Below are 26,029 nucleotides of genomic sequence, written 5' to 3'. Positions count from 1 at the left end.
AGCTGTGCTAACTTAGTAGAGCCGACTGCACTTGTGCCCCAAGTCTCCCGAGCCGTGCCTTGCCAGACCTGCTGCATTGCAGCATCGCCCCAGTGCGGACCGTCAGGTTTAAGTAAGGCGCCGGGCGTACCTTGCACCCAAAGCAGTCAAAGCCAAACCAGGAGACAACCCATGTCCGCCATCGAGTCGGTGATGCAGGAGCATCGCGTTTTCAATCCACCGGAGTCGTTCGCCAAGAACGCCGCGATCCCCAGCATGGAGGCGTACAACGCCCTGTGCGCCGAAGCCGAGCGCGACTACGAAGGCTTCTGGGCGCGCCATGCCCGCGAACTGCTGCACTGGCACAAGCCGTTCACCAAGGTGCTGGACGAAAGCAATGCGCCGTTCTACAAGTGGTTCGAGGACGGCCAACTCAACGCGTCGTACAACTGCCTCGAGCGCAATATCGAGAAGGGCAATGGCGACAAGACCGCCATCGTCTTTGAAGCCGACGACGGCGCCGTCTCGCGCGTCAGCTACAAGGAACTGCTGGCGAAGGTCAGCCGCTTTGCCAACGGCATGAAGGCGCTGGGCATCAAGAAGGGTGACCGCGTGGTCATCTACATGCCGATGTCGGTCGAAGGCGTCGTGGCCATGCAGGCCTGCGCGCGCATCGGCGCCACGCACTCGGTGGTGTTCGGCGGTTTCTCGGCCAAGTCGCTGCAGGAACGCCTGGTGGACGTGGGCGCCGTGGCACTGATCACGGCCGACGAACAGATGCGCGGCGGCAAGGCGCTGCCGCTCAAGGCCATTGCCGACGAGGCGCTGGCACTGGGCGGCTGCGAAGCGGTCAAGCACGTGGTGGTGTATCGCCGCACCGGCGGCAAGGTGGCCTGGACCGAGGGCCGCGACCGTTACATGGAAGACGTGTCGGCCGGCCAGCCCGATCACTGCGAGGCCGAGCCGGTGAGCGCCGAACATCCGCTGTTCGTGCTCTATACCTCCGGATCCACCGGCAAGCCGAAGGGCGTGCAGCACAGCACCGGCGGCTACCTGCTGTGGGCGCTGATGACGATGCGCTGGACCTTCGACGTCAAGCCCGAAGACATGTTCTGGTGTACCGCCGATATCGGCTGGGTCACCGGCCATACCTACATCGCCTACGGCCCGCTGGTCGCTGGCGCCACGCAGATCGTGTTTGAAGGCGTGCCGACGTTCCCGAACGCGGGCCGCTTCTGGGAGATGATCCAGCGCCACAAGGTCAGCATCTTCTACACGGCGCCTACCGCGATCCGCTCGCTGATCAAGGCGGCCGAGGCCGACGAGAAGATCCACCCGAAGCAGTACGACCTGTCGAGCCTGCGCCTGCTGGGCACCGTGGGCGAGCCGATCAACCCCGAGGCGTGGATGTGGTACTACAAGAACATCGGCCAGGAGCGCTGCCCGATCGTCGACACGTTCTGGCAGACCGAAACCGGCGGCCACGTGATCACGCCGCTACCGGGCGCCACACCGCTGGTGCCGGGTTCGTGCACGCTGCCGCTGCCGGGCATCACGGCGGCCATCGTCGATGAAACGGGCCAGGACGTGCCGAACGGCAGTGGCGGCATCCTGGTGATCAAGCGTCCGTGGCCGTCGATGATCCGCACGATCTGGGGCGACCCGGAACGCTTCAAGAAGAGTTACTTCCCCGAGGAACTGGGCGGCACGCTGTACCTGGCCGGCGATGGCTCGATCCGCGACAAGGAAACGGGCTACTTCACGATCATGGGCCGGATCGACGACGTGCTGAACGTGTCGGGCCACCGCATGGGCACGATGGAGATCGAATCGGCGCTGGTGTCGAACCCGATCGTGGCCGAGGCTGCCGTGGTGGGGCGCCCGGACGATACGACGGGCGAGGCCATCTGCGCATTCGTGGTGCTCAAGCGGTCGCGTCCGACCGGCGACGAAGCCACGAAGATTGCCGCCGAGCTGCGCAACTGGGTGGGCAAGGAGATCGGTCCGATCGCCAAGCCGAAGGACATCCGCTTTGGCGACAACCTGCCCAAGACGCGCTCGGGCAAGATCATGCGACGCCTGCTGCGGTCGCTTGCCAAGGGCGAGGAAATCACGCAGGACACCTCGACGCTGGAGAACCCGGCCATCCTGGATCAACTGAAGCAGACGCAGTAACGCCACCGGTTCATGCGCCCTATCCGGCTGCGTGACCCACGTTGTGCCCGCCCCGGCGCCGCCCGGGGCGGGCACAATGCTTTCTTCCACATCGCATTCCACTCCTCGTTGCACTGATGCCGGACAACCAGTCGCGCTTTCGCCGTCGGCTGATGCTGTACTACGGCCTGTTTACGCTCGGGCTGTTCGGCTTCGTCGGGATGATGGGCCTGCTCGAGCATTCCAACGCCGATGCGCTCTGGCTGGGCTACGTCTTCCTGTTCGTCACGATCGCGATCTATGCGTGCATCGGCCTGATCTGCCGCACGTCGGATCTCAACGAGTACTACGTGGCCGGCCGACGCGTGCCGGCCATGTTCAACGGCATGGCCATCGCGGCGGACTGGATGAGCGCCGCGTCGTTCATCGGCCTGGCCGGCATCATTTTCGCGTCGGGCTACGAGGGGCTGGCCTATGTGATGGGCTGGACGGGCGGCTACTGCCTGGTGGCGTTCCTGCTGGCGCCGTACCTCCGCAAATATGGCGGATATACGATTCCCGATTTCCTGGCGGCACGCTATGGCAACGGCAAGCCAGGCGGCAATATCCCCGTGCGCGCCATTGCCGTACTGGCGGCGTCGCTATGTTCGTTCGTCTACCTGGTAGCCCAGATTCAGGGCGTGGGGTTGATCGTCACGCGCTTCATCGGCGTGGAATTCGCCGTGGGCGTGTTCTTCGGGTTGGCCGGGATTCTTGTGTGCTCGTTTCTGGGCGGCATGCGCGCGGTGACGTGGACGCAGGTGGCCCAGTACATCATGCTGATCGTGGCCTTTCTGCTGGCGGTCTCGCTGATTGCCTGGAAGCATCACCACCAGGTGCTGCCGCAGATCAGCTACGGCCGGCTGCTCCAGCAGATCGACGCCGCAGAAAAACAACTGGACCGCGACCCGGCGGAACAGCAGGTGCGGGAGATATTCCGCCAGCAGGCGATCGACCTGCAGTCCCGTATTGCGCGGCTGCCGATGTCGTTCAACGAGGAACAGCAGCTACTTGATGCGCGCCTGCTGGAACTGCGCGCCCGCAATGCGCCGCTGCGCGAGATCAAGACGGTGGAGCGCGAACGGCAGGCATTTCCGGCCGATGCCACGGCGGCGTTGCAGCAGTGGACGCAGCAGCGCGAGGAAGCCCTGGCGCGCAGCCAGCCCTTGACGCCGTCGACCGAGCCGTATCCCGCTGCATCGGAGCAGGAACGCAAGACGCGGCGGCTCAATTTTGTGCTGCTGGTGTTCTGTCTGATGGTCGGCACGGCCAGCCTGCCGCACATCCTGACGCGGCTGTACACGACGCCATCGGTCAAGGAAAGCCGCAATTCCGTGGCGTGGGCCGTGTTCTGTATCGCGCTGCTCTATGTGTCGGCGCCGACGCTGGCGGCGCTGGTCAAGGTCGAGTTCTTTCAGCACCTGGTGGGCACACCCTTCGCGGAACTACCGCAGTGGGTGGTGCAATGGCGCAAGGTCGATCCGCCAGTGTTCGGCATCCGCGACATGAACGGGGATGGCATCGTGCAATGGGCCGAGATCCTGATCCAGCCCGACATGATCGTGCTCGCCGCGCCAGAAATTGCCGGACTACCCTATGTGATTTCGGGGCTGGTAGCCGCCGGCGCACTGGCCGCCGCGCTGTCGACGGCCGACGGACTGCTGCTGACCATCGCCAACGCGCTGTCGCACGACGTGTACTACCACATGATCGACCGCCAGGCGACCCACCAGCGCCGCGTGACCACGGCCAAGGTGGTGCTGCTGGGCGTGGCGCTGTTTGCGTCGTACGTCACATCGCTGCGGCCCGGCAATATCCTGTTCCTGGTGGGCGCAGCATTTTCGCTGGCGGCGTCGAGCTTCTTCCCGGTACTGGTGCTGGCCATCTTCTGGCGCCGCACCACGGCCGCGGGCGCGGTCGCCGGCATGGCCACCGGCCTCGCCGTGGCGGTGTACTACATCTTCGTGAACTACCCGTTCTTCACCCGCATGACCGGAATCTTCGGCAACCGATGGTTTGGCGTGGACCCCATTGCTTCCGGGGCATTCGGCGTGCCTGCAGGCTTCGCGGCTGCCATTCTGGTCAGCCTGATCACACCAAGGAATGCACCGGTGATTGATCGGCTGGTGAATTACTTGCGGAAGGGGTAGGGGCGTGATCTCCTTTGCAATTAAGGAGCCAACGATTGCTATCCGGCTATCGCATCGGGAAAAATGCTGCCCCGGCGTGTCGCGCCACATGTGTCAGTGAAGGCTGGCATCGCCGGCGGCACGTCAGCCACGCGAACCCTCATCCAAGTCATCCATGCAAGTACGCCTCTTCGCTCTGGCAACATCCCTCGCAATGATCGCCAATTTCGCCTGGGCGGCGGGCACTGCCAGGTCCATCGACAAGGTGCCCGGCAAGCTGAGCACTCCAGAAGGCCGCGCAGTGTTTGATCGCGAAATCCGAGGCACGCCACTGCCCGATGGCTTCGGTACACAATTGCCCGAAGGCTTCACGGCAGCAATGCTCGTACACCAGCTCGTGCCGGAAGCGGATCCGGGGGCATTGATCCTGGCGGGCGCAAAGCCATGGCCAGGCAATCCAGACAAATATGTGGCCTTGGTGTGCATGGCGGACTCACCGGAACAGGCGACCAGCGCGCGCAAATACTGGGCGGGCGAATGTCGGACGGAGTCAGGGGCTGCGTGGTTTGGTGTATTCGAGCGCCATGCTGGCGGCGAAGCCAGGCTGCTGGCACGGACGGCGGAACCAGTTACCGCACCGACGAACTGGAGCGATTCCAATCTCGATGCGCCGCAAGACCTGGGCGATGCGGGATCGCCAGGCACCTGGCTACGTTTCGATCCCGCGTCCTACCGTCTCAATGACAGCCACGCTACGTTCGGCGTCCGCGCTGGCTGGAGCGAAGGCTACGCAGGTGGAGGGGCTTCGTTCGAGGCGCTGTACCTGTTCATGCAAGACGGGGAGACGCTGCGCGTCGTGTTTGCCGCGCCGATGATGTACATGAAGATGATCGCCGGCGATTGGAACAAGGACGGCACCCGCAACCACGATGTCTACGATGGCAGCAATGTGCTGGTGATTTCCGGGCGGGCCACCGCCGGCTTCAAGGACATCCAGTTGCGCGAGCGGAACGGGCCATGGCGCAGGAGCTACCGATGGTCAGAGAAGGACAGGGCTTACGCGCCGAATTGACGCGCCCGCGCAAGCCAGGCAATTGGCTTGCCTTGCTCCAGAAACGACGATGCCCGCTGGCGCGGGCATCAAATTCTGGCGGAGAGAAGGGGATTCGAACCCCTGATAGGCTATTAACCTATACACGCTTTCCAGGCGTGCGACTTAAACCGCTCATCCATCTCTCCGGGAAGTCCGCGATTATAGCAGAGCCGTTGGAGGTGTCCAGCAGCGATGCTGCGGGCAGCGTCGGGACGGTGGTCCTGGTGGTCGACCGGTCAAAAAAATGCCCGCTGCGCGGGGGCGAGCGGGCCGGGTTAAATGTCATGGGGTCAATCATGACTGGGACTGATTGTCTTCTAATGTATCTTCGGCGTCTTCCCTACGGTGGTGGGGCGTGTGAGCACTAACGTCCGCCGGCGCATCGGGATTGCCGACGCCTTCTGGTGACAGCTTCGTCATCGGCGCGGGGCCGGTCTGTGTTGCGGACGGCTTGGCGTGCCGGGCGGTCGCCGTCACCGTCGCATTCCGCCCCGACTCGAACGCGCTGATGATGACCGAGTTCATCGCCGACATGGCGCCCGCCACGCCCAGGACCGTCGTGCAGGCCGCGATCCAGATATTCCATCGCAGCAGTTTCCATTCCTTGCGGATTTCCACGATCTCTTCGCGTATTGCCGTGAAATGCATGCTTCATGCCGTCGACGCGCTGGTCCATGCTGCGCATATTGACGTCCATCATTTCGCGGAAGCCATTGAGTTCGATGGCGATTCGCTGGTCCATACCCTTCAACAGGGCGTCGGCCCGCCGGTTGGATTCTTCGAGCCGTCGCTCGTACTCCTTCTCCTGCTGCCCGCGTTGTTCTTTGCATTCCTTCCTGTATTGCTCGTCCCGCTTCTCGCGCTCTTTCCTGTGTTGCTCGTCGCGTTGCTCGTGCTCCTTTCTGCGTTGCTCGTTACGTTGCTCGTATTCCTGCCTTTGCCGCTCGAGCCGTTCCTCGTGCTCCTTCCTGCGCTGTGCCGCCTGTTCCTCGTACTCCTTGCTGCGCTGCTCCATCCGTGCGTCGCTTTTGGCGAACATCCGGTTCATTCGGTCATCGAGGCGGCGAATGTTGGCGTCGAACTCGCCCCGCAGGATTCCGCCGTCGCGAACGTTGCGGTGTCTTTTGGAGCGTGACCGATGTCTTTGCTGTCTTGGCGCCATGCCTGAGGCCCCTAGTTGAAAAATGTTCAACCTCGACTGTCAGCCATCGCGTCGCTGATCGCTATAAGACAGTTCGCAAAGTGCGGCGGTGCCGCCTACCATGCAAGGACATCCATTCAAGGAGGTTCGCATGTCGAAGGAAAATCGGGGTTTTGCCATGCCGACGCTGATTGCCTTTGCCGTGGCCGGCATGGCGTTCACCGCATCGCTGGTGCTGGCGTATTACGCCACGCACCCGGAGCGCATCAGACAATAGAAAAATCAGGCGGTGGCCCGCCGGTGCCAGGGCAGCGGAGGGCTCACGCGACGAGGGCGCGGGTCACGCGGTTGCGGCCGCTGCGCTTGGCTTCGTACAGGGCCTCGTCGGCGCGGCCATAGGCGTGCTCGAACGAGCGGCCCTGGGCCGACCAGCTCACACCGAAGCTGGCCGTCACCTGGCGGTTCACGGGCGATGGGAAATCGTGGCCGGCGATGGCGCAGCGCATCCGTTCGGCCAGGTCCAGCGCCTCGTCTAGCGAGAAATCAGGCAGCAGCGCGGCGAATTCCTCGCCGCCCACGCGGCCGATCGCGCCTTCGGCACGAACCGTGTCCTTCAGGCAGGCCGTGACGCCGCAGATCACGGTGTCGCCGGCCGGATGGCCGAAATCGTCGTTGAGCCGCTTGAAGTAGTCGATGTCGAGCACGATCAGCGCCAGGCTGCCGCGAGCCAGCGCGGCGGTGGCGCGGTCGATCACGGCGCCACGGTTCAGCGCACCGGTCAGCGTATCGTGCGTGGCGCGATACTCCAGTTCCTGGGCCAGTTCCTGCAGCCGGTGGTTCAGCCGATTCATCTCCAGCTCTTCGCGGTCGCTGCGGCGGATCAGGCGGCGCGTCTCGCGCATCAGCCGTTCGTAATAGCTGATCAGTTGGCCGAGCGTATGGCGATAGGCTTCCTCCCCGGCGTCCACGTCGCAGAACACCGCCTTGGCGTGGGCCAGGGCGCTGTTCTCCGATTCAAACAGGTCGGGTTCCGACATGGCGGCGGCGGGGAGCATGTCGCGCGGCGCGTTCAACTGCTGGTGGTCACTTCGTCGATGAAGTCGATGGCGGGGAAGTCGTCGTGCAGTTCCTGGCCAAATTCCAGGATGGTGTCGTCGTCTTCATCGTGAAACCAGTGCAGGGTGACGTGGTTGCCGCGCTCGGCTGCCTCGCTGAGCGCGTCGAACATGCTGAACAGCATCTTGGTGCTCGAGCTGTTGAAGTACGTCAGGGCCACGTTCACGGTGACGTCCGTGTCGTCGCATTCCGCAAGGTACTTGCGCAGGCGGCTGATCGCCTCGCCGTAGAACACGGCGGCATTCTCGGGGTAGGACTCGCCCTTGAGCGAGAGCGTGTGCCGCGCGAAGTCGAAGCTCACTTCGGGCGAGCTTGGCGTGGCGGCGATGAACAGGTTTTCCATGGCGGTTCGGTGCGATCGGTCGGGGTCAGATGGTGGCGACGAGCTGGAACATCGTCGAGACCGGGTCCGTGTCGATCGGCTGAAAGTTGTACTCCAGGGGCGCGCTCGCATCGCGCGCCATCGTCAGGATGCCAAGCCCGGCGCCCTTGCTGCCTTCGGGGGCGTCGGCGCGCAGGGTTTCCTTGTAGGCACGCTTGATTTCTTCCAGGGTCATGGTCCGCACTTGCTCCAGCGTGCCGCGCAACTGCTCGACGCGGGCCGAGGATACCGGATTCGAGCACATCAGGCGGTAGTGCTCGTCCACCATGCTGATGCAGACCGAGCCGTGGCGCAGTTGCCCGTCCGGCTGCGACGGCGACGTCAGCGAATCGGACGAATAGTGAACGATGTTCTGCGCCATCTCCACGAACGACGAGAACAGCTTGCGCCGCGTGGTGCCATCCACGCCGCTCACGGTAAGCTGCAGTCGCACCGCATCGGACATGGCGGCGATGATGTTCTGCGAAAAGTAGCCGACGTAGTAGAAAATCACGTTGCGTTCCCGAGCCATCTGGAAGAACGGCTCATATTCCTTGTCAATCGAATGTGCGGCGGTCATGGGCAAGCGGTTGGGTGCGCAGGTAGGGTGTCATTGCGCACGGAAACAGAAGAATGTCAGGTCGTCGCGGCGGCGTTGCTCGCCTTGCCACGCGCGATGCACGTCCAGCACGGCGTCGCTGATCTGGGTGGCCGATGCCTCGCGCTGCGTGCAGATCGCCTCGCGCATGCGACGCTTGCCGAACGCAATTTCCTTGGGACCGCCGATCTGGTCGATCAGCCCATCGGTGGTCACGAAGACCAGCGTACCCGCCTGCGTCTGCATGGTGCTGTTGTGCCAGACGTAGTCCATGGCCGTGTCCACGTAGCCCACGCCCATGCGCGCGCCGTTGATCATCTCGCCTTCGGCGTCGCCGGGCTGCAGCACGAACAGCGACGACTTCGCGCCGGAAAATGTCAGTTGCCGCGTGGTGTTGTCGAACCAGAAGAACGCGGCGTCGAGGCCATCGTCCGATTCCGACGCGTCGGGCGTCTGCCGCGGTTCGCGATCGGTCTGGGCCAGCATCTGCTTGATGCCGCGGTTCACGGCCATCAGCAGCGCGCCAGGGTCGCGGGGCCCCAGTTGCTCCAGGGCCTGGCTCAGCAGCGACGACGCGATCAGCGTCATGAAGGCGCCCGGCACGCCGTGGCCCGTGCAGTCGGCCAGCGCGGCAAACCAGCCGTCCTGGAAGGCGGCGAAGTGGTAGAAGTCGCCGCCCACCACGTCGCGCGGCTCCCAGACCAGCGCGGCATCGGCCAACGTGGCGGCGAGCGTTTCGCGTGACGTGCGCAGCATGGCCCGCTGGATCGTGCTGGCGTAGTCGATGCTGTGCATGATCTGGCGGTTGCGCTCGGCCTGCATGTCGGCCACCACGCGCATCAGCTGCAGGCCGTGGCCCAGGCCGATGTACTGGCCGGCACGCGCCACGATGAAGCCATCGGCCAGCGCCTTCTCGCCGTACTCCACCGTGCGGAACGTCAGCGCGTCGATACTCATTTCGGCGTCGACGACAAGCGGCTCCTTGTCCATGAACGCGATGCAGCTCTTGCGGTTGTAGAGCTCGCGGTGGTACGGCTTGCTCATCTGCGACAGGAAGATCGACCGGTTGATCAGGCCGATGGGCCGGCCTTGCTCGGTGACGGGCAGGCAGGCCAGCTCCCGGTGCATCGCAAAGACTTCCAGCACGTCCTGGTTCGTATGGTCAGTGTTGACCGACGGCGTGGAGACGGCCAGATCCTCCGCGCATGGCTGCCGGAAGCGCGGTCGTGCAGCAGGAGAATCCACCAGGAAGCCAGACATGACGGTGCGAGCACGGAATTGGAAAATGGCCCAGAGTCTAGGCGGCCTTTATGTCGAATCCGTGACGAAAAGCGTTGCGAATCAAGGCATGCAGCCCTACTCGCGAGGGGTGGCGGTCGTAGTGGATCAGCCGGCGCGAAATTTGGTGTCAAGCGCCGTCGTCTTGCGATGCGCGCAGCGAGGGGGCAGCGGCGTGGCGGGGCGTCGATGGCAGCCCCATCACCCGCGCCAGCAGTGGCCAGCGTTGCGCGGCTTCGGCCGTTTCCACCTCCCCCTGCTGGTCGAAGTAGTGGCTGCCGTCGAAGCCGTCGACCTTCTGGGCCAGGGCGTCGATGTCGTTGTAGGCAATGGCCGCCTTGCGCGACGTAATCGGTTTGGTAATGGGTTTGACGACAGCACGCGCGCTCATTTCTGCTCCACCCAGACGCCGTCGGGCGTGTGCACCACGTAGCCCTCGGTACGCTTCATCGTGACCGTGCCCTCGTTCTCGCCCACCATCTGGGTCTGCGGCAAGTCGTCGGAATAGTGCGAGAGCCCCGGCGCGCCTTGGCGGAACGGGCTGTCGGCCACGAGGTTGAACACCAGTTGCGACAATCCCAGGAAGCTCATCGGCGCGTCGATGGTCACGGGTTGCGGCGTTTCGGTGCCGGGCAGGCCCACCAGCTTGACGCCGACCGGCACGTGGATGATGTTGGGCGTGGGAATCTCGCGCAGCCCCGAAATCTGGTTCTTGTCGCCGCGCAGCGCCGCGCCGTGCTCGGGCACGAATACCACCACGGCCTTGCGGCCGGATTTGGCGATGGTGTCGATGATCCGGTCGACGTCGTCCAGCAGCGCCTTGAGCCGCAGCGGATACGACTCCAGGCTGGTCAGCCGCTTGCCCGGCAGGCGGTTGCCGTCGTGCAGCGTCACGGTGTTGTAGTACAGCGCCACCGGCTTCTTGTCCTGCGACAGGCGCTGCCTGTACCAGTGATCGAACGTGTCGAAGTCGCCCAGCACCGGCGAATCGTCGAACGCGCGCATCGCCACCGGCACGCCGTCGGTGGCCTCCGGCTGCACGCCCTGCACGCCGATCTCCTTGTCCACGTAGCCACGGAAGTTGTCGAAACGGCCGTCGTGGTTCATCAGCACATGCGGCGTGAAGCCGGCCTGGGCCAGATCGGCGAAGATGTGGCATTCGGCCGGGGCCGGATCGTACAGGTTCTTGTGCGGCTCCTGCCCGCACGCTCCGCGCAGCACACGGATGGCGGCGGGGCCACTGTAGCTGGCGGCCGAGCTGAAGTTCTTGAACAGGTAGTCGAAGCGCGACAGCAGCGGGTGGTTCAGGCTCTTTGCCGCATCCAGGTCATCCCACGACAGCGAACAGATATGCAGCACGATGACATCGAACTGCGCGTCGGGGCTGGCGGTCAGCGGTGCCACCGTGGCCGTGCGCTGGGCTTCCTGCTCGCGGAACGCGGTCAGGATGGCGTCGTAGTTGTTGGTGGCGTTGATGTCCGCGCGCGGGCTGTCGGCCGCCTGCGCCACGGCGGCGCCGCGGCCCGGCAGCGTCACGCCCAGGCCGTACCAGAACGGCATCGCGAACAGCGCGAGCAGCACGAACGTGGTGGTACGCAGCCAGCGGTTGACCAGCAGGAAGATCACCAGCACCAGCAGCACGGCCACCACCATCTGGATCGTCACCAGGCGCTGCAGCAGCTCCATCAGGTAGGCAGGCGTGAACGCGCGGATGTTCGAGAACTGCGAGATCACGCGCTCGAACGGCGGCAGCATGGATTCGTGCCATGCCAGCGCCGCACCCAGGCCGATCGCCAGCACCTGGCGGATTACCCGCAACGGGCGCGATTCCATGGGCGCCACCAGCAGCAGCGCAAACAGGATGTTCAGGAGCCATATCGGCTTCATCTGCCCGGTGTGGAACAGGTAGAGCTTGGCGAGGAGGTAGAGGTTCCAGAGTCCCATGTTGTCTCGATCAGGGCTGGCGCGAGCGGCGTCGCGCCATGACCAGGTCCACTGCGTCCATCAGGGCGTCGTAGAGCCGCAGCAGGCCCTGGTAGCCCATCTCCATGACTTCCTTGAGGCTGCGCAGCGGCGCGTCCACGCGCTCGTCGTCCAGCCAGTCGACCCAAGCATCGGCACGGCCGAACGTACACTGGATCAGCTGGGTCTCGCGCGCCATCGTCAGGTCTTCCATCCGCACGCCCAGATGCCGGTTCACGTTGCGTGTGACCACGGCAGGAAAGTGATAGGTGCGCGGGCCGCGCGACAGGCACACGCCCACCCGCGCGCCTTCCTGCAGCTGCACGTCGATCGGCAGCACCACGCCCAGCCCGCCAATCGAATAGTTCTCGGTCTTGCAGGCCAGCGTGCGGCCATCGGGCAGCAGCAACGTGGCGGGCACGCGCATCGGAATGCGATGCGATACCCGCACCTGCCGCGCCTCGCGTGCCACGCCAACGGCCGCGCCCAGCATCATCAGGTTGAACAGGGCCCACGCCATGTTCATCAGCACCGTGGCGGGTTCTTCGGTGCCCCAGAACAGCAGCCGCGCAATACCGGCGCCAAGCCCGATCACGTTCAGCGCCAGCAGGAACAGGTAGGGCTTGGAGATCGTCCAGTCCAGGTAGTCGTCGGCAATCTGGCCGCCCTTGGCCGTTACGTTGAACTTGCCTGCGCGCGGGTTGATGAAGGCCACCGTGGTGGGCAGCACGATGTACCAGGCCAGCACCGACTCGTAGACCTCGGCCCAGAACGAATGGCGGAAGCGCCCCTGCAGGCGCGAGTTGGTGATGTTGGCGATCAGCAGGTACGGCAGCACGTAGGCCATGATCAGCATCGCCGACGTATTGATCACGTGCAGGCCGAAGTACAGGTAGGCAATCGGCATCGTCAGGAAGATCAGCCGGGGGATGCCGTAGAAGAAATGCAGCATCGCGTTGCTGTAGCACAGCCGCTGGAAGAATTTCAGGCCACGGCCCAGCATCGGGTTGTCGAGCCGGAAGATCTGCGCCATGCCGCGCGCCCAGCGGATGCGCTGGCCGATATGGCCCGACAGGCTTTCCGTGGCCAGCCCCGCAGCCTGCACGGTGCGCAGGTAGGCGCTGTTGTAGCCAAGCCGGTGCAGTTTCAGCGCCGTGTGCGCATCCTCGGTCACCGTCTCCACGGCGATGCCGCCGATTTCCAGTAGCGGGGCGCGCTTGATCACCGCGCACGATCCGCAGAAAAACGTGGCGTTCCAGAAATCGTTGCCGTCCTGGATCAGGCCATAGAACAGGCTGCCTTCGTTGGGTACGCGGCGGAACGTGTCGAAGTTGCGCTCGAACGGATCGGGCGAGAAGAAGTGATGGGGCGTCTGCACCAGCGCGCAGTTGGGATCGGCCAGGAACTCGCCCATGGTCATTTGCAGGAACGAGCGGGTAGGGATGTGATCGCAGTCGAAGATGGCGATGTAGTCGCCGTCGGTCTTCGGCAGCGCCGCGTTGATGTTGCCGGCCTTGGCGTGCCGATTGTCGGTGCGCGTCAGGTAGCCCACGCCGGCGGCCTCGGCGAACTCGTGGATGTGCGGGCGGCGGCCATCGTCCAGGATGAAGACGCGCAGCTTGTCCGCCGGCCAGTCCATGCTGCGCGCGGCGTAGACGGTGGGCTGGATCACGCTCAGTGACTCGTTGTAGGTCGGGATGAAGACATCCACGGTTGGCCATTGCGCGGGGTCGACCGGCAGCGGTTTTGGCTTGCGGTGCAGCGGCCATGCCGTCTGCAGATAGCCCAGCGCCAGCACGATCCACGTGTAGATTTCGGCCGCGTACAGCACGTAGCCGACCGCGGCTTCGATGGCGCTGGCGAACTGCAGCGTCTGCGTCGATCGCCACCAGATATAGCGGCCCGCCATCAGTGTGGAGATGGCGATCATCGTGATCGTCGCCAGGTGCCCCGGCACGCGCCGCACCACGCTCAGCACGAGCCAGACCACCGCGAACAGCACGACCTGGTCCTCGAACCGCAGCGGCGTGGTGCTGACGGCCAGGACGGCAATGGCGGCCAGCACCAGCGACACCGGCAGCACGAACGGAATGCGGCCCACGCGCGCCGACACGGCCTCCGTGACATAGGCCACGCGATTCCAGTCGGGGCGGGGCAGGTGCGTCAGAGCCTTGTGCCGCAGCCGCGACGCGGCATGCCAGAGCGGTTCCAGCACGCGATCCATCCATCGGCGCAGCCAGCCCGTGCGTTCGGGCTCCACGGCGGCGCGCTGCTTGCGCGGGTCGGCGGCAAGGCGCACGCGTGGCTTGGGCGGACGGACGAACAGACGCCAGACCCAGGTGCCGGCAGAAGGACGCTTGCCGATGCCCAGGCGTGCCACCGAACGCCGGTAGATCAGCGAGGCCCATTCCGCAGGAACATCGGGCTTGCCCGGACGAGGCGGCCGGAAGAACAGGCGCAGCAGCCAGTCGCCAGCATGGGGAACGGTGCCGGTGCCGGTGCCGGTGCTGGTGCCTACGCCCAGTTCGCGTGCCACCCGCTGGCGGGCCGACACCATCCACTGTCGCAGTCGTGGCAGGCGCGTACTCATGCCGTGCTCCCGGCCAGCGCGTTCGATTCGAGCCACGCCGACAGCCACGACGCCAGCCCGTTCAGGTCGTGCGCAGCCTGCGAATGGGGTGTGCTGCGGCTGAAGCACTCGCTGCGCGCCAGCGCTTCGGGCACGCTGCTGTCTTCATGCACGTGATAAGGCAGCATGGCGTTGCCCAGCGTCGCCTGCAGCATGGCCACGATATCGACGTGCAGCTGCCGCGCCGGCTGGAGCCGCGTGGCCAGGTAGCGCACGGCCTTGCCGCGCGCCGCCAGGCTGTCCGTCAGGCGCCGCAGCGTCAGGCAGGTTTCCGGCTGGGCCGGCACCAGCACCAGCACCAGATCGGCGGCGTCGATGGCCTGGTTGGCATAGGCCGACGGCCAGGGCGCGGTGTCGATCAGCACGGCGCTGCGCGGCGGCAGGTCCACCTGTTCGATCTGGCGCGCCAGCCAGTTGGCGGCCAGCCGTTCGATTGCGCCCAGTTCGGCGCTGTCGCCCCACGGCACGAACAGCACGCCGTCGTCGCTGCGTTGTCCGCTGGCCGCCCACGCCGATGGCGAGGCATCGTGCAAGTGCGCGCCGATGCCATCGGCCGGGACATCGCGCATGCCGAAGTGGAAGCCCAGCACGTTGCGCGGGTCGCACTCCACGGCCAGCACGGCATGCTTGCGCCACGTCAGCAGCGACGCCAGTTCGGCAGTCAGCGTGCTGCGACCCGCGCCGCCAGTGGTGGAGACGATGGCGATGGTGGCCGCCTCGGCCCACGCCGGCGAGGTTGCCGGTGCGTCGATTGCCGCGTTTACTGGCGCGTTCATCGGCGTACTCATCGGCGTCCCCCGCCAGACTGGCGCTTGCCGCGGATTACCAGCGCATCGAGTTGCGGCGGCAGCCGTACGGCGCGGCGCGGGCGCGGCGCAGTCCAGCGCGGCAGCCAGCGCAGCAGGTCGAAACGCCAGGTCAGCCAGGCCAGCGGCGCGGCCAGGATCAGTCCCCAGATGAAATAGCCAAGAAACGTTGCCATGGGTCAGTCCTGACGTTTGAGGGGCACCGGATGGTGCGCCGGCAGCGCGCGCGGCGCCGCGCTCGGGCTCGCGCGCCTCGGTGCCATCAAGGGCAGCGTGACGGATGCCGCCTCCGGGGTGGGCGCGATGGCGGCGGCAGTGGCGTCCGCCGGCGCAGTGTCGGCTTGGACGGGTTGTCCGTCTTCCGCTTGCGCCGGCGGCGTCGGCTGCACCGGCAGCCACGTGCTGTAGTCGGGCGGTGGCGATTCCGCGATCTCGGCCTCGAACCGGGACAGCTCGGCGGCAATCGACTCGTTGTCGCCGCTGCGCAGGTCGCCCTGGAACAGATCGGCCATCGGGCGCTTGAACACGCGCTGGCAGACCGCATCCACATCGTCCATGCGGCAGGCAAAGAAGAACGCATAGAGGCTGTCGCTGCCGGCCGTGCACAGGTCGCCCGCGCGGCTCATATGGCAGGCGCGCAGCACGTCGATATGGGCTACCTCGGGCAGTAGCGGCAGTTGCAGCAGCACGTGCGGCAGGCGGATCATGCGGCTGCGCTCGACCGCGTCGCGCACCAGCGCGATGAAGGTCGACGCGGTGACATAGCCTCTGGCCGTGGTGGTCAGCACGGCGGACAGGGCGTTGCGGTAGTCCGCCAGGATCGGCCGCGAGAACACCTGTCCTTGCAGCCCGTCGATCATCGCCTGCATGCGCGCGAACGGGGTGCGCTGCGCCACCACGGCGTTGGCGCCCAGGTTGAGCATCAGCAGTTCGTAGTGTTGGCGCATGGCTTCGCGGTCTTCGCGGATCACGATCTTGAGGGCGCGCCCGGCACTGCGGCGCAGCCGGTGCACCTGGCCGGCCAGCTTCTCCAGGTCGCGCGTGCCGGCGTAGTGCAGGATCACCGTGGCGGCCACCGATTTGCTGGCGGTGGCCACGGCGGCCTCGTTGCTGTCCACCACGCGCCAGTCTTCGGGGATATGGCGCTCGCGCAGTACCGTCTCGCGGCTGACGATCACCCGTTGCTCGTCGGGCGCCAGCATGCCGGCTTCCTCGATGGCGTCGCTATAGGTGTCCGATGCCACCATCAGGCGATGCTCGTTCGGGGCAAAGCGCAGGCGCAGTACCTCGCCAGCCACCACGGCCTGGTTGTCGCGCCAGAAGGCCACCTCCCACGTGTACTGGCCCTGCTGCTGCGACAGTTGCACCGCGCCGGCAAAGCGGCCGTGAAAGCCGTGCAGGTCCGGTGCGGGCTGGCCGTCTTCCGCGGCCGGCGGTGCCATCACCAGCAGCAGCGCGCAGCGTTCCCCCGCGCACCATTCGCTGAGCCGCACGCCCTCATGAGCCAGCGCCGTGGCATCGTGCCAGTTGAAGAACGCTTCCGCGCCTTCCAGAAGAAAGGTCGTGCCGCGCGCACCGCACTGCTCGACGAGCGCGTCCAGCGCTTCGATCAGTACGTCGATGCCGCTGCGCCCGGCGGCTGGGCGCAGCGCGCACAGGTTGGCCCGCGCATGGAGCGCCCGGTTCACCTCGATGTCGAGACCATGCTCGCGCAGCGCACTGGCAATGTTGTCGGCGTCACGGGTGGACAGCACGCAGGCCGGGGCGCGCAGCACGCTGGCGGCGGTCTGCCAGAACAGCGCATCGCGTGCCGGGGACGGCTGTGCGTAGACCACGTGCGCGCGGCCCGGCGCCAGCGTGGCCAAGGCAGGGGCCAGCCCTTCGATGGCCAGCATTGCTCGCGCGTGCAGCCGCGCGGTCAGCGGCGCGCGCTGCGGTGCAGTGCGGGGTGGGGCGGAGGTGCGTACGGCGTCGTTCATCGCGGGTCCCTGGCTCATGGTGCCGCTCAATAGGCCGAATATGGCCGCACCGGCGTTGGCGGGAATGGCACCGGCAGCTGTCGCTTGTCGAACAGGTAGCGCAGCCAGGCCATGGCGCGATTCGGCGCATAGTCGCGCGAGCGATCGATCGAGAAGCCGGCGCCCACCACCCAGTGCGGCGCAAACGTGTATTCCACTGTCGCGCCCAGCGTGTAGCTGAAGCCGCCGCCCGATCCGCCGCCATAGGTGGCGTTACCGCTCAGCGCCTGAAGGTCGGGCCGCGTCGGAAAGAACGGCGCGGCGTCCTCGAAGGTCCACGACCACCCGGCGGAGCCCAGCAGGCGCCACGACCACTTGGCGTAGCGGCCCGTCCAGTCCAGCGGCACGCTGACCGAAACATAGCGCTGCGGACTGTAGTAGCCGCCGTGGCCAAATGTGTAGAAGCGCTGGTTTTCCGAGTAGTGCCACCAGTTGAAGACCAGGCCGCTGGTCACGCGCTGGTCCCGCTTCGCGTAGACCGGCACATCCAGGCCTGTCCGCAGCGTCACTTCGCGGTTGGTCTTGACGTTGTCACCAGTGTAGAGGCCGGCACCGACGTCGGCAAACAGGCCCAGGCGGCCCACATCGCGCGCGTAGCGCAGGTGCACCCCATTGCGCACGATGCCGCCCCAGTGCTCGCCCGTGACCGGATCGCGCGCGCCGGCGTACGAGATGAGCGAACTGGTCTGCGCGCGCCGCGAGACGTCCACGGTCACCGACTGCACGCCCAGGTCGGCCCGATACCGCAGCCCACCCACCACCGTGCTTTCCAGGAAGCCGAGCGGCGTGGTGCCAATATCGGCGCGCCACTTGTTGTAGGCGCCGTCGTATTCGTAGCCGGCCGCCAGCGCCAGGCCCTTGTCGGTCTGCCCGATATTGCCCAGCCCGGCATTGCCGAGCGCGGGAATCTTGCCGAACTCCAGGTTGCCGACCGGCGCGCCGCCGCGCAGCGTGCCGGCATCGAGCAGCACGGTGTCGGCATGAAAGAACGCATGGCCGGTGTAGCCGTGCGGAATGCGCACATAGAGCGGAATCTCTGTGGCATGCAGCCGCGAGATGCCGGCGTCGCCCGACTTGTTCGACTGCATGACGGCCGTGGCCACTTCGCCTTGGCGTCGCGCGTCCAGCCCGGCCAGCGCGCGTTGGGCGGGCGTGCCTTCGGGGCCGGGCAGCACGCTTTCGTGCTGTTCCAGCGGCAGGGCGGCGCGATAGATGCCGGCGGCCTCGTCGAAGTCGCCGCGCGACTGGGCGATGCGGCCGCGCTGCACGGTGATGTCCGCACGGTTCGGAAAGCGCGCGTCCAGGTCGTCCCCGACCTGCGCCGCTTCGTCCTCATGCCGCATCGCGGTGAAGCGGCGCGCCACCGACAGCCGCGTGTCGATGTCGTCTTCCGGCGTTTCGGCCAGCACCGTGCGCACGATGTCGAGCGCCTGGCCCGTCTGGCCCATCCCTTCGTACTGACGCGCCAGCGTGAGCTGGGCGCCGGCGTCGTGTGGCTGCGTGGCCAGCACCTGGCGCGCAGCGTCGGCCGCGCCCTTGTAGTCGCCTGCGGCCTGGCGCAGGTCCGCCAGTTCCAGCAGCCAGCGCCGGTCCGTTTGCTGCCCGGCGGGCACGGCGTACAGCACCTGTTGCGCGCGCCGCAGGTCGCCGGCTTCGATCTGGCGATCGGTCTCGCGCAGCGCCAGCCGCAGCGACTGGTCGGCAAAGTCCGCACGCTGTTCGGCGGTGATGCCGGGCAGGGCGGTCGAGTCGGCGATCCATTGACGCAGGGCGTCGTCGCGATCGGCGGCCGCCAGCAGTTCGCCGTAGCGCAGGCGGACATCGAGATTGGGCGCTTGCGGATGGTCGGCCAGCCAGTCGCTGACCAGGCGCAGACCCTTGTCGGCTTCGCCCAGCGCGATCCATTCGCGGCCGATCGAGGCCAGCATATGCGGATCATCCTTCGCTTCCACGGCCGCCTGGTCCAGCAGCCGGCGTGCCTCGTCGTCACGGCCCTCGGCCACGCGTTGGCGCGCATCGCGCAGCATGTGCTGGGCGGCCAGGTTGTGCGCCAGGTTGTGCATGCCTTCGGAGCGGCTGGCTTGCGGCACGGCGGCCAGTGTCGTGGCGGCGGCGTCGATATCGTCCACGCTGTTCAGATAGAGCGCGCTGGCATAGCGCATCTCGTTGCCGGGAGCGGCGCGCATGCCATCGTCCATGACGCTGCGGCCCAGCGCGGGCAGGCTCAGGTCGCGATAAACGCGCGCCAGCGTGAACCGCATCCATGGGTCGTCGGGCCGCAGGCGAATGGCATCTTCCAGGTCGCGGATGGCCGGGCTGCGCTTCTGCTGGGCCAGCGCCTGATCCGCGCGTACCGACAGCAGGTCTGCCCGCATGGTGCGCAGCTCGGCCTCCGAGCCCTTCATGCGCGATGCCTGGCTGGCGATCAGCGGCTCCACTTCGGCATCGCGGCCTTCCTTCTGCAGGATGCCCACCAGCGCGCGCAGCGCGCCGACATCGGGCTTGGGCCGCGCCAGCATCTGCCGCAGCAGTGTCTCCGCTTCGCGGTTCTTGTTCTGGGCCACCAGTGCTTCGGCCAGGATGTTCTGCGCGTCCTCGTTGTTCGGTTGCTGGGCCAGCGCCTGGCGCGCCAGTTGCTCGGCCTCGGCGGGCTTGCCCTGCTTGTTCGCCTCGCGCGCCTTGGCCACCGTGCCCCAGAACGTGGCCGTGGCGATCAGGCTGCGCCATTTGTTGCCGGGATCGATCTGGTTGGCGCGCGTGAACAGTTCGCGGGCCTCGTCGTGCCGGCCCTCGCGCAGCCGCACCAGCCCCAGGCCGCCCACCACTTCGGCGTCGTTGCGGCGTTTCTGGTAGGCCTGTTGCAGCGCGATGTCGGCATCCTTGAGTTGGCCACGCTCCAGTTGCGCCAGTCCGCGCTGCCGCGCCTGGTAGGCCGGATCGGCTTCAAGCTGTTTCTGCGCCGCCACCTTCTTGCCCAGTGCGGCCAGCGTGTCCTGCGCGGCCTTGTCGTCGGGCGCTTCCTTCAGGTAGCGCTCGAACCAGACGTAATAGGCGGGATCCTCGTTGACGCGGTACAGCGTGCGCCGCCAGACGTCGAGCGCCGTGGCGCGGTCGCCTTCGGGGCGCTGCGTCACCTCGTAGAGCAGCGCGATGCCTTCCTGGCGCGTGCCTTCGCGATCGGTCAGCAGGTCGCCCAGCGCGAGCTTGAGCTGCATGTCGTTCGGGTTGGCGCGCGAGCGCTGGCGCAGTTCGGCGATGGCCCGCGTGCGTCCGGCCGGCGTGCCGGCCAGGATGCGATAGTAGTCGCGCGCCAGGCTGCCGGCCGGTGCGCCGCGCGGGAACAGCTTCTGCAGCCGCTGCACTGCCTCGTCGTCCTGACCGCTGCGCGACAGCAGCCGGACATTGGCCATTTCGCGCTTGTCGCGCGTGGCGATGCGGTACGCGTCGTCAAGCTCTTGCGTCTCAGGGCTGTCGGGCGCCACGGTACGCAGCTTCTTGAGTTGTTTCTCGGCCTCTGCCGGCCGGTTCGAGCGGATTTCGATCAGGCCCAGCAGCTTCAGTGCCTCGGGCTGGTTCGGGTCGATCAGCAGGGCCTTGTCCAGGATGCCGCGTGCCATGTCCGCCCGGTTCCTGGCTTCCCACATCCGCGCGGACGCCAGCAGTTGCGCCATCTGGGGCGAGGGCGCGGCGCGCGTGGCGGGGGCGGGATCTGCGGCAAAGGCAGGCATGGCGGAACTGGCCAGCAACAGCGCCAGCGTGGAGGCTAGCGCGTTGCGGGGCATGTGGTTTTCCAGGCCGGCACCAGCGTGCCGTCCGCGTCGAAGCGGAAGTGTCCGTCGAGATGGCCCAGGCCGAACAGCGCCAGTACCTGGCTGTAGTAGCCGAATGAGGGCTGCGTGGCCAGCGTGCGGGCACGGCCGGCCTGGGCGCGGGCGGCATCGCCCAAGCCCAGCGCGGCCAGGTAGGGCGCCACGGCGGCCGAGAAGCCCGCGTTGCCGGCGTTCGGGCCGAAGGTGCCGGCCTGCGTGTCAACGTGCTCGGGCGGATAACCGTGGGCCACCACATAGTCAGCCATCGGGCGGAAGGCGTGCAGGACCGACGTCCGCGACGGATCGCGTGGCGCGGTCATGCCGGCCCACAGGTAGACGCGGATCGCGTTGTACGCGCCGTCGGCCTTGGTCTCCGTATCGGGCTGGAAGCCGTGGCCCTTGCGATAGAGGACCCAGTCCGGCGAAAAGCCCTTCGGCGCCGTATCGACGATCAGCCGCGCCGAGGTATCGACCAGTGTCTTCCAGCCGCCGTCTTCGGCGCCCAGCACGGCCGCCAGCCGGCGCATCACGGGCAGCGGCACATAGCTGGGGTTGAGCCGCCAGGTGTCGGGGGCGGGATGAAAGCCAGCCGGGCCGGGCAGCAGCGTGCGGCCCAGGCCTGGCAGCACGGCCGTCTCCTCGCGCAATACGCGCCGCGCCACCAGTGTGCCCAGCGCCGTGTAGCGCCGCTCGTTCCAGAGCCGGCCGGCTTCCAGCAGCGCGTACGCGATCCACAGGTCGGCATCGGATGCGGGGTTCGGGTCGATCACGCCCCACGTGCCGGCCTGCTCGCCCTTGGTGCGCTTGCCCCAGATCCACGCGGGCAGATGGGCCGTCAGATCGCCCTGGGCGAGGTTGTTCTCGGTCCAGGCCAGCAGCTTGTCGAAGGTGGCGCGGTCGTTGGCCACCAGCGCGAAGAACAGCGCATAGGATTGCCCTTCGGACACCGTGGCCTGCTCGTTGGTGCTGGCATCGATCACGCGGCCGTCCTGACTGATCGTGTCGCGGCGGAAGGCGTCCCAATCGGTCCACTGGCATTGGGCCGCCATGGCGGACAGGGCCACGCCGCCCATCGCGAACGCGATGGCGCAGCGTAGGGATGCGCGCCGCAGCCAGGCCCGTGCCCGCCGCATGTCAGCCTCCGTTGCGGCGTGCCGCCAGACGGCTCAGCGCCCAGAACAGGGTCAGCGCCACGAGCAAACCGGCCAGGATGCCGGCAATCGCCAGCAGGGCGGGGTGCGCCGACATCTGCATCCACAGGCGCGCGTACCAGGGCAGGTTGCCGACGTAGTAGGTATCGCCCAGCCGCAGGCCTTCCAGGTCGCGCTGGCGGATCACGGTCAGGTCGCCACGGATCTGCGCCACCTTGCCCGGGTCTTCCAGCACATCGAGCACATCGCGCACGCGATCGTCGGCGGAGGCGGTCAGCGCCACCACGCTGCGGCGTTCGGCATAGGGCGACTCAAAGCCGATCAGCGCCGCCAGTGGCCCGTCGGCGGTCAGGATTGCGCGCCCGGCCGGCGAGATGCTGTCGGTGTCCACGCCGCTCAGCCAGTTGGACCACGCGTGCGCGCGCTGGTCGCGCAACGCAATCTCGGTCTTGCCGCGCTCGATCAGCAGCGGCAGCGACTTGCCCCACTGCTGCAGCACCTGCGCGGCGCTGCCAGTGCCGATGATGACCAGGTCGCGATGCTTGACCGAATCGATGGCCTTGGCTGGTGTCACGGTCACGCGCAGCGACGGCAGCCCTGTCCATTTGCCCATATGGCCCAGCACGGTCAGCAGGGCTTCCTGGTCGATGGCGCTAGGCGCGTCGGGAATCACCACGGCGGTATCGGCCAGGTCGGCCATGCGCGTGAACGGGTAGCCGCTGTTGGCGAAGAACGCCAGGTTCGGCAGCTGCGCGTAGTGCAGGAAACCGCTGAAGTCGATCGATGAATCGGGGTCTACTGCGGCGCGCGCCACGTTGACGGCGCTGGACGAGCACAGCCCGGTCTTCTGCGAATCGATGTGGAATCGGAACTGCATCTGGTTGTTGCTGCCCACGCGGAACGCCGGGATCAGGATCTCGTTGCTGACGCTGGCGCTGCCGCCCGACAGCAGCGGCACGCTGACCAGGTTCTCGTCGGTCTGCACGGTCAGCGGCTTGAGCCGGTACGACCGCACGAGCTGGTCGTTCACGTCGATGCTGAGTACCGAGTCGTTGTAGGTGGAGGGCGCCGTGTAGCGGTACTTCATGTTCATCGGCACGGCGCGATCGTTCCAGCCAAACAGGTCGGCGGGCACCTTCAGGTTCACGCGGATCGCATCGGGGCTGGCGCCCGACACCTGCAGCTGCTGCGGGTCGGTCACGAGTTCCCGGAACATGACCGGACGATCGACCGGTGCCCAGGCCGGAGCGTCATAGGGTCGGCGCGGCTTGCCCAGGTCCACGGTCTTCACCATGGCGCTGGCGCCGGCCATGCCCGCCTTGCCCAGCACCACCGCGTTGGCGGCCACCTCCAGTTCCTGCGGCGTGCGGCCGGCCAGCACCAGCAGCTTGCGCGCCGGGTTGGCGGGGTTGGGCAGCACGCTGACGGTGGGGCCTTCGATCTTGTCGATGCGGATGCCGTCAGGCTGCGCGTTGGGCAGCACCAGCGCGATGGCGTGGGCATCGGCCGGCACGGCGCGCGTCACCGGAAAGCGCAACTCGCGATAGCTCGCCAGCGCGCCCAGCCACGATGCGACCACCCCGGCCGCGCGCAGCGTCACCGGGTCGGCATTGGCCGGCAGCACGAACGGCACGGTCACGCGACGGTTGTCGCGGCGGTCGAAGAATGGCGCGGGCAGCAGCGCCAGGTTGTCGGGCAGGGTGACGGTGGACTTGGTCAGCGTCAGCGAGCTGGTGGGGCTGATGTCGGTCCACAGGCTGGAGTGGTACGGGTCTTCGCAATGATCGAGCGTGTAGTGCGCGATCATCTGCACGTTGATGCGGTTGAAGTCGGTGAAGAAGCGCGGATCGAGATCGATTTCGCGCGAAACCTGCTGGCCGGCATGCTGCTGGTCGAGCGGCAGCGTGGCTACTACTTCGTCATTGAGCCGGATCTTCAGGTGCGAGAGCGGATAGACCAGCGACGGCGAATACGTGAAGACGAGCTTCAGTTTGGCTGCCGTCACCACCTCGTCCAGCCTGACGCCGACGTTGACCGTGCGGTCGGGATCGACACCGCGTAGCGGGATCGTGTAGTTGGCGCCCATCTGGGCGAAGGTCAGGGTTTGCGTTTTCCCGGGCGGCGCCGCTGCGGCATCCGATGCCGCGGAAGCCGCCGGGGCGGCGGCCTGGGCGGCGGCTTCCTGGGGAAGCGCGGCCGTGAGGAAGGCCAGCACGAAGGCCATTGGCACCACGGCCTTCCGCATGCAGCCACGTAGCAGGCCTGACACGAGTTCCGTCATATCGGGGCGCCCTGTGAATGTCGTTCAGCAAAACACTGCTTTCGGGGAATACTGCGTGGCGAATATAGCACGCCACTTTCGGCCTGCAGCAAGGGTTTGCGGGAAGTGGCCGGTGAATTAAGAAAGATTCAATTCATACGCCTGACAGTATCCAAAAACTTTCAATTGCTTCTGGCGAGCGCCTTGTGAAGCGCTTGTAGGACATGCCGAAATTGCATAAAGGCAGCGTCGGCCATGTGAAAAAATGGCGTCACTCCTCCTTTTCTTTAAAGAGAATCATCATGTCCGAAGCCGTCGTCTTGCTGAACGGGGATCTGCTCCCGCTGTCCGAAGCCCGCATTCCCGTACTGGACCGGGGGTTCATCTTTGGCGACGGCATCTACGAAGTGATTCCGATGTACAACGGAAAGTCGTTCCGGGGGGCGCAGCATCTGGCGCGCCTGGCGCGCAGCCTGGCCGCCATCGGCATTCCGAATCCCTATGCCGAATCGGAATGGCTGGCGCAGATCGATCGCGTGGTGCAGGCCAATGGCATGTCCGACCAGATGATCTACATCCAGGTCTCGCGCGGCGTGGCCAAGCGGGCGCATGCCTTCCCGAAGGACGTCACCCCGACCGTGCTCATCATGACCAACCCGATGGCGCTGCCGCCGGCGGCGTCGGTGGAGCAGGGCGTGGCGTGCGTGACGATGGACGACCGCCGCTGGCTGAACTGCCAGATCAAGTCCACGTCGCTGCTGGGCAATGTGCTGGCCGCCCAGGTGGCCGCCGAAGCCGGCGTGACCGAGGCCATCCAGTTCCGCGACGACATGCTGACCGAGGCGTCGGCGTCCAACGTCTGGGTGGTGAAGCAGGGCCGCATGGCCGCGCCGCCCAAGGACAACCTGATCCTGGAAGGCATCCGTTACGGCCTGATGGAGGAATTGTGCGCCGCGATGGACATCGCGTTTGAAGCCCGGCGCATCACGCGCGACGAGGTGTTCGGCGCCGATGAAGTGATGATCTCGTCGGCCAGCAAGGAACTGCTGCCGGTGGTGACGATCGACGGCAAGACCATTGGCAACGGCAAGCCGGGCCCGGTCTTCCAGCGCCTGTACGCGGCGTATCAGGCAGCCAAGGCGGCGCTGTAATCACATCCGCGCCGGTGCGATGGGTGCGTGCTAGGATGGCCGCTGCGGGAGACCCCCGAAAAGGAGGCTGCTCATGGCCAAGCTCGAGCGCAGCCGGCGTGTCATCAAGGAAGAGGTGAGCCGGCGGATTCAGGACATCGACGAGATCGCGGACGACGGCGCAACGGTTCGGGTGCCGGACCCCGTGCCGCACGAGCGCGATGCCCGTGGGCGCAACTGGGACATGGCCCGCTTTGGCAATGCGCGTGGCTACGAGGCGTCGATCCGCGCGGTGGTTGACGACGTGCGCGAGGAATTCGATCTCGTCGACGATCCGGCCAGTTCCGTGCCGAACCCGTTCGGCGACTGAAGCCCC

At 66.5% G+C, this 26,029-nt stretch carries 20 protein-coding genes and 1 tRNA gene; 7 read left to right on the top strand and 14 right to left on the bottom strand.

All coding sequences use genetic code 11. The features are described 5' to 3' along the window. Nucleotides 1-171: 171 nt before the first annotated feature. The 3 genes from acs to CYJ10_RS19410 all read left to right on the top strand — a co-directional run bounded on the left by acs (nt 172) and on the right by CYJ10_RS19410 (nt 5,373). Entirely contained in the window at nt 172-2,154 is a 1,983-nt protein-coding gene (gene acs, locus CYJ10_RS19420) for an acetate--CoA ligase (protein ID WP_101683097.1), read from the top strand. A gap of 116 nt (nt 2,155-2,270) precedes the next feature. After that, nucleotides 2,271-4,322, top strand: a complete 2,052-nt coding sequence (locus tag CYJ10_RS19415) for a sodium:solute symporter family protein (RefSeq protein WP_101683096.1) — start codon at nt 2,271-2,273, stop codon at nt 4,320-4,322. A 154-nt stretch (nt 4,323-4,476) separates the two neighbouring features. Beyond that, complete coding sequence (locus CYJ10_RS19410) at nt 4,477-5,373, top strand: hypothetical protein (protein ID WP_101683095.1); 897 nt, start codon at nt 4,477-4,479, stop codon at nt 5,371-5,373. Between the two features lie 76 nt (nt 5,374-5,449). On the opposite strand, the gene CYJ10_RS19405 is transcribed toward CYJ10_RS19410, so the two are convergent. Continuing rightward, a tRNA-Ser gene (locus CYJ10_RS19405) sits at nt 5,450-5,540 on the bottom strand. Nucleotides 5,541-5,782: 242 nt separating this feature from the next. Here CYJ10_RS19405 and CYJ10_RS19400 point away from each other — a divergent pair. After that, complete coding sequence (locus tag CYJ10_RS19400) at nt 5,783-6,529, top strand: hypothetical protein (protein ID WP_101683094.1); 747 nt, start codon at nt 5,783-5,785, stop codon at nt 6,527-6,529. Nucleotides 6,530-6,686: 157 nt separating this feature from the next. Then, the gene (locus CYJ10_RS34865; protein ID WP_255640106.1) at nt 6,687-6,812 is read left to right on the top strand and encodes a hypothetical protein; all 126 of its coding nucleotides are present in this window, start codon (nt 6,687-6,689) and stop codon (nt 6,810-6,812) included. A gap of 43 nt (nt 6,813-6,855) precedes the next feature. On the opposite strand, the gene CYJ10_RS19395 is transcribed toward CYJ10_RS34865, so the two are convergent. The 13 genes from CYJ10_RS19395 to bcsB all read right to left on the bottom strand — a co-directional run bounded on the left by CYJ10_RS19395 (nt 6,856) and on the right by bcsB (nt 24,487). Further along, on the bottom strand, nt 6,856-7,572 hold the full coding sequence (locus CYJ10_RS19395) for a GGDEF domain-containing protein (protein WP_101683198.1): 717 nt from the start codon (nt 7,570-7,572) through the stop codon (nt 6,856-6,858). A 32-nt stretch (nt 7,573-7,604) separates the two neighbouring features. Further along, complete coding sequence (locus CYJ10_RS19390; RefSeq protein WP_101683093.1) at nt 7,605-7,994, bottom strand: DUF1987 domain-containing protein; 390 nt, start codon at nt 7,992-7,994, stop codon at nt 7,605-7,607. 25 nt (nt 7,995-8,019) lie between these two features. Next, a complete protein-coding gene (locus tag CYJ10_RS19385) occupies nt 8,020-8,592 on the bottom strand; it encodes a SiaB family protein kinase (RefSeq protein WP_101683092.1) in 573 nt (190 codons plus the stop codon). A 30-nt stretch (nt 8,593-8,622) separates the two neighbouring features. Further along, entirely contained in the window at nt 8,623-9,870 is a 1,248-nt protein-coding gene (locus CYJ10_RS19380) for a SpoIIE family protein phosphatase (protein WP_101683091.1), read from the bottom strand. Nucleotides 9,871-10,018: 148 nt separating this feature from the next. After that, nucleotides 10,019-10,279, bottom strand: a complete 261-nt coding sequence (locus CYJ10_RS19375; protein ID WP_257993425.1) for a YhjR family protein — start codon at nt 10,277-10,279, stop codon at nt 10,019-10,021. Further along, complete coding sequence (bcsG, locus tag CYJ10_RS19370) at nt 10,276-11,832, bottom strand: cellulose biosynthesis protein BcsG (RefSeq protein WP_101683090.1); 1,557 nt, start codon at nt 11,830-11,832, stop codon at nt 10,276-10,278. The genes CYJ10_RS19375 and bcsG overlap by 4 nt, the downstream gene beginning before the upstream one ends. 10 nt (nt 11,833-11,842) lie before the next feature. Next, the gene (gene bcsA / locus CYJ10_RS19365; protein ID WP_101683089.1) at nt 11,843-14,440 is read right to left on the bottom strand and encodes a UDP-forming cellulose synthase catalytic subunit; all 2,598 of its coding nucleotides are present in this window, start codon (nt 14,438-14,440) and stop codon (nt 11,843-11,845) included. Further along, a complete protein-coding gene (gene bcsQ, locus CYJ10_RS19360; protein WP_101683088.1) occupies nt 14,437-15,255 on the bottom strand; it encodes a cellulose biosynthesis protein BcsQ in 819 nt (272 codons plus the stop codon). The genes bcsA and bcsQ overlap by 4 nt, the downstream gene beginning before the upstream one ends. 8 nt (nt 15,256-15,263) lie before the next feature. Continuing rightward, a complete protein-coding gene (locus CYJ10_RS19355) occupies nt 15,264-15,461 on the bottom strand; it encodes a hypothetical protein (protein WP_101683087.1) in 198 nt (65 codons plus the stop codon). 3 nt (nt 15,462-15,464) lie between these two features. After that, on the bottom strand, nt 15,465-17,282 hold the full coding sequence (gene bcsE / locus CYJ10_RS19350) for a cellulose biosynthesis protein BcsE (protein WP_257993424.1): 1,818 nt from the start codon (nt 17,280-17,282) through the stop codon (nt 15,465-15,467). A gap of 8 nt (nt 17,283-17,290) precedes the next feature. Beyond that, nucleotides 17,291-21,085, bottom strand: coding sequence for a cellulose synthase subunit BcsC-related outer membrane protein (locus CYJ10_RS19345; protein ID WP_101683085.1), 3,795 nt, complete (start codon nt 21,083-21,085; stop codon nt 17,291-17,293). Beyond that, on the bottom strand, nt 21,067-22,245 hold the full coding sequence (bcsZ, locus tag CYJ10_RS19340) for a cellulose synthase complex periplasmic endoglucanase BcsZ (protein WP_101683084.1): 1,179 nt from the start codon (nt 22,243-22,245) through the stop codon (nt 21,067-21,069). The genes CYJ10_RS19345 and bcsZ overlap by 19 nt, the downstream gene beginning before the upstream one ends. A 1-nt stretch (nt 22,246) precedes the next feature. Further along, nucleotides 22,247-24,487 carry a cellulose biosynthesis cyclic di-GMP-binding regulatory protein BcsB gene (gene bcsB / locus CYJ10_RS19335; RefSeq protein ID WP_101683196.1) on the bottom strand — a complete coding sequence of 747 codons (2,241 nt, stop codon included), beginning with the start codon at nt 24,485-24,487 and terminating at the stop codon, nt 22,247-22,249. Between the two features lie 338 nt (nt 24,488-24,825). Between bcsB and CYJ10_RS19330 the strand changes: the two genes are divergently transcribed. Continuing rightward, on the top strand, nt 24,826-25,674 hold the full coding sequence (locus tag CYJ10_RS19330) for a D-amino acid aminotransferase (RefSeq protein ID WP_101683083.1): 849 nt from the start codon (nt 24,826-24,828) through the stop codon (nt 25,672-25,674). Nucleotides 25,675-25,747: 73 nt separating this feature from the next. Continuing rightward, on the top strand, nt 25,748-26,023 hold the full coding sequence (locus CYJ10_RS19325; protein ID WP_101683082.1) for a hypothetical protein: 276 nt from the start codon (nt 25,748-25,750) through the stop codon (nt 26,021-26,023). Nucleotides 26,024-26,029 lie beyond the last annotated feature (6 nt).

This window comes from Cupriavidus pauculus (genome assembly GCF_002858765.1).
Lineage (GTDB): Bacteria > Pseudomonadota > Gammaproteobacteria > Burkholderiales > Burkholderiaceae > Cupriavidus > Cupriavidus pauculus_B.
This window is presented reverse-complemented; position numbering and strand designations above follow the sequence as displayed.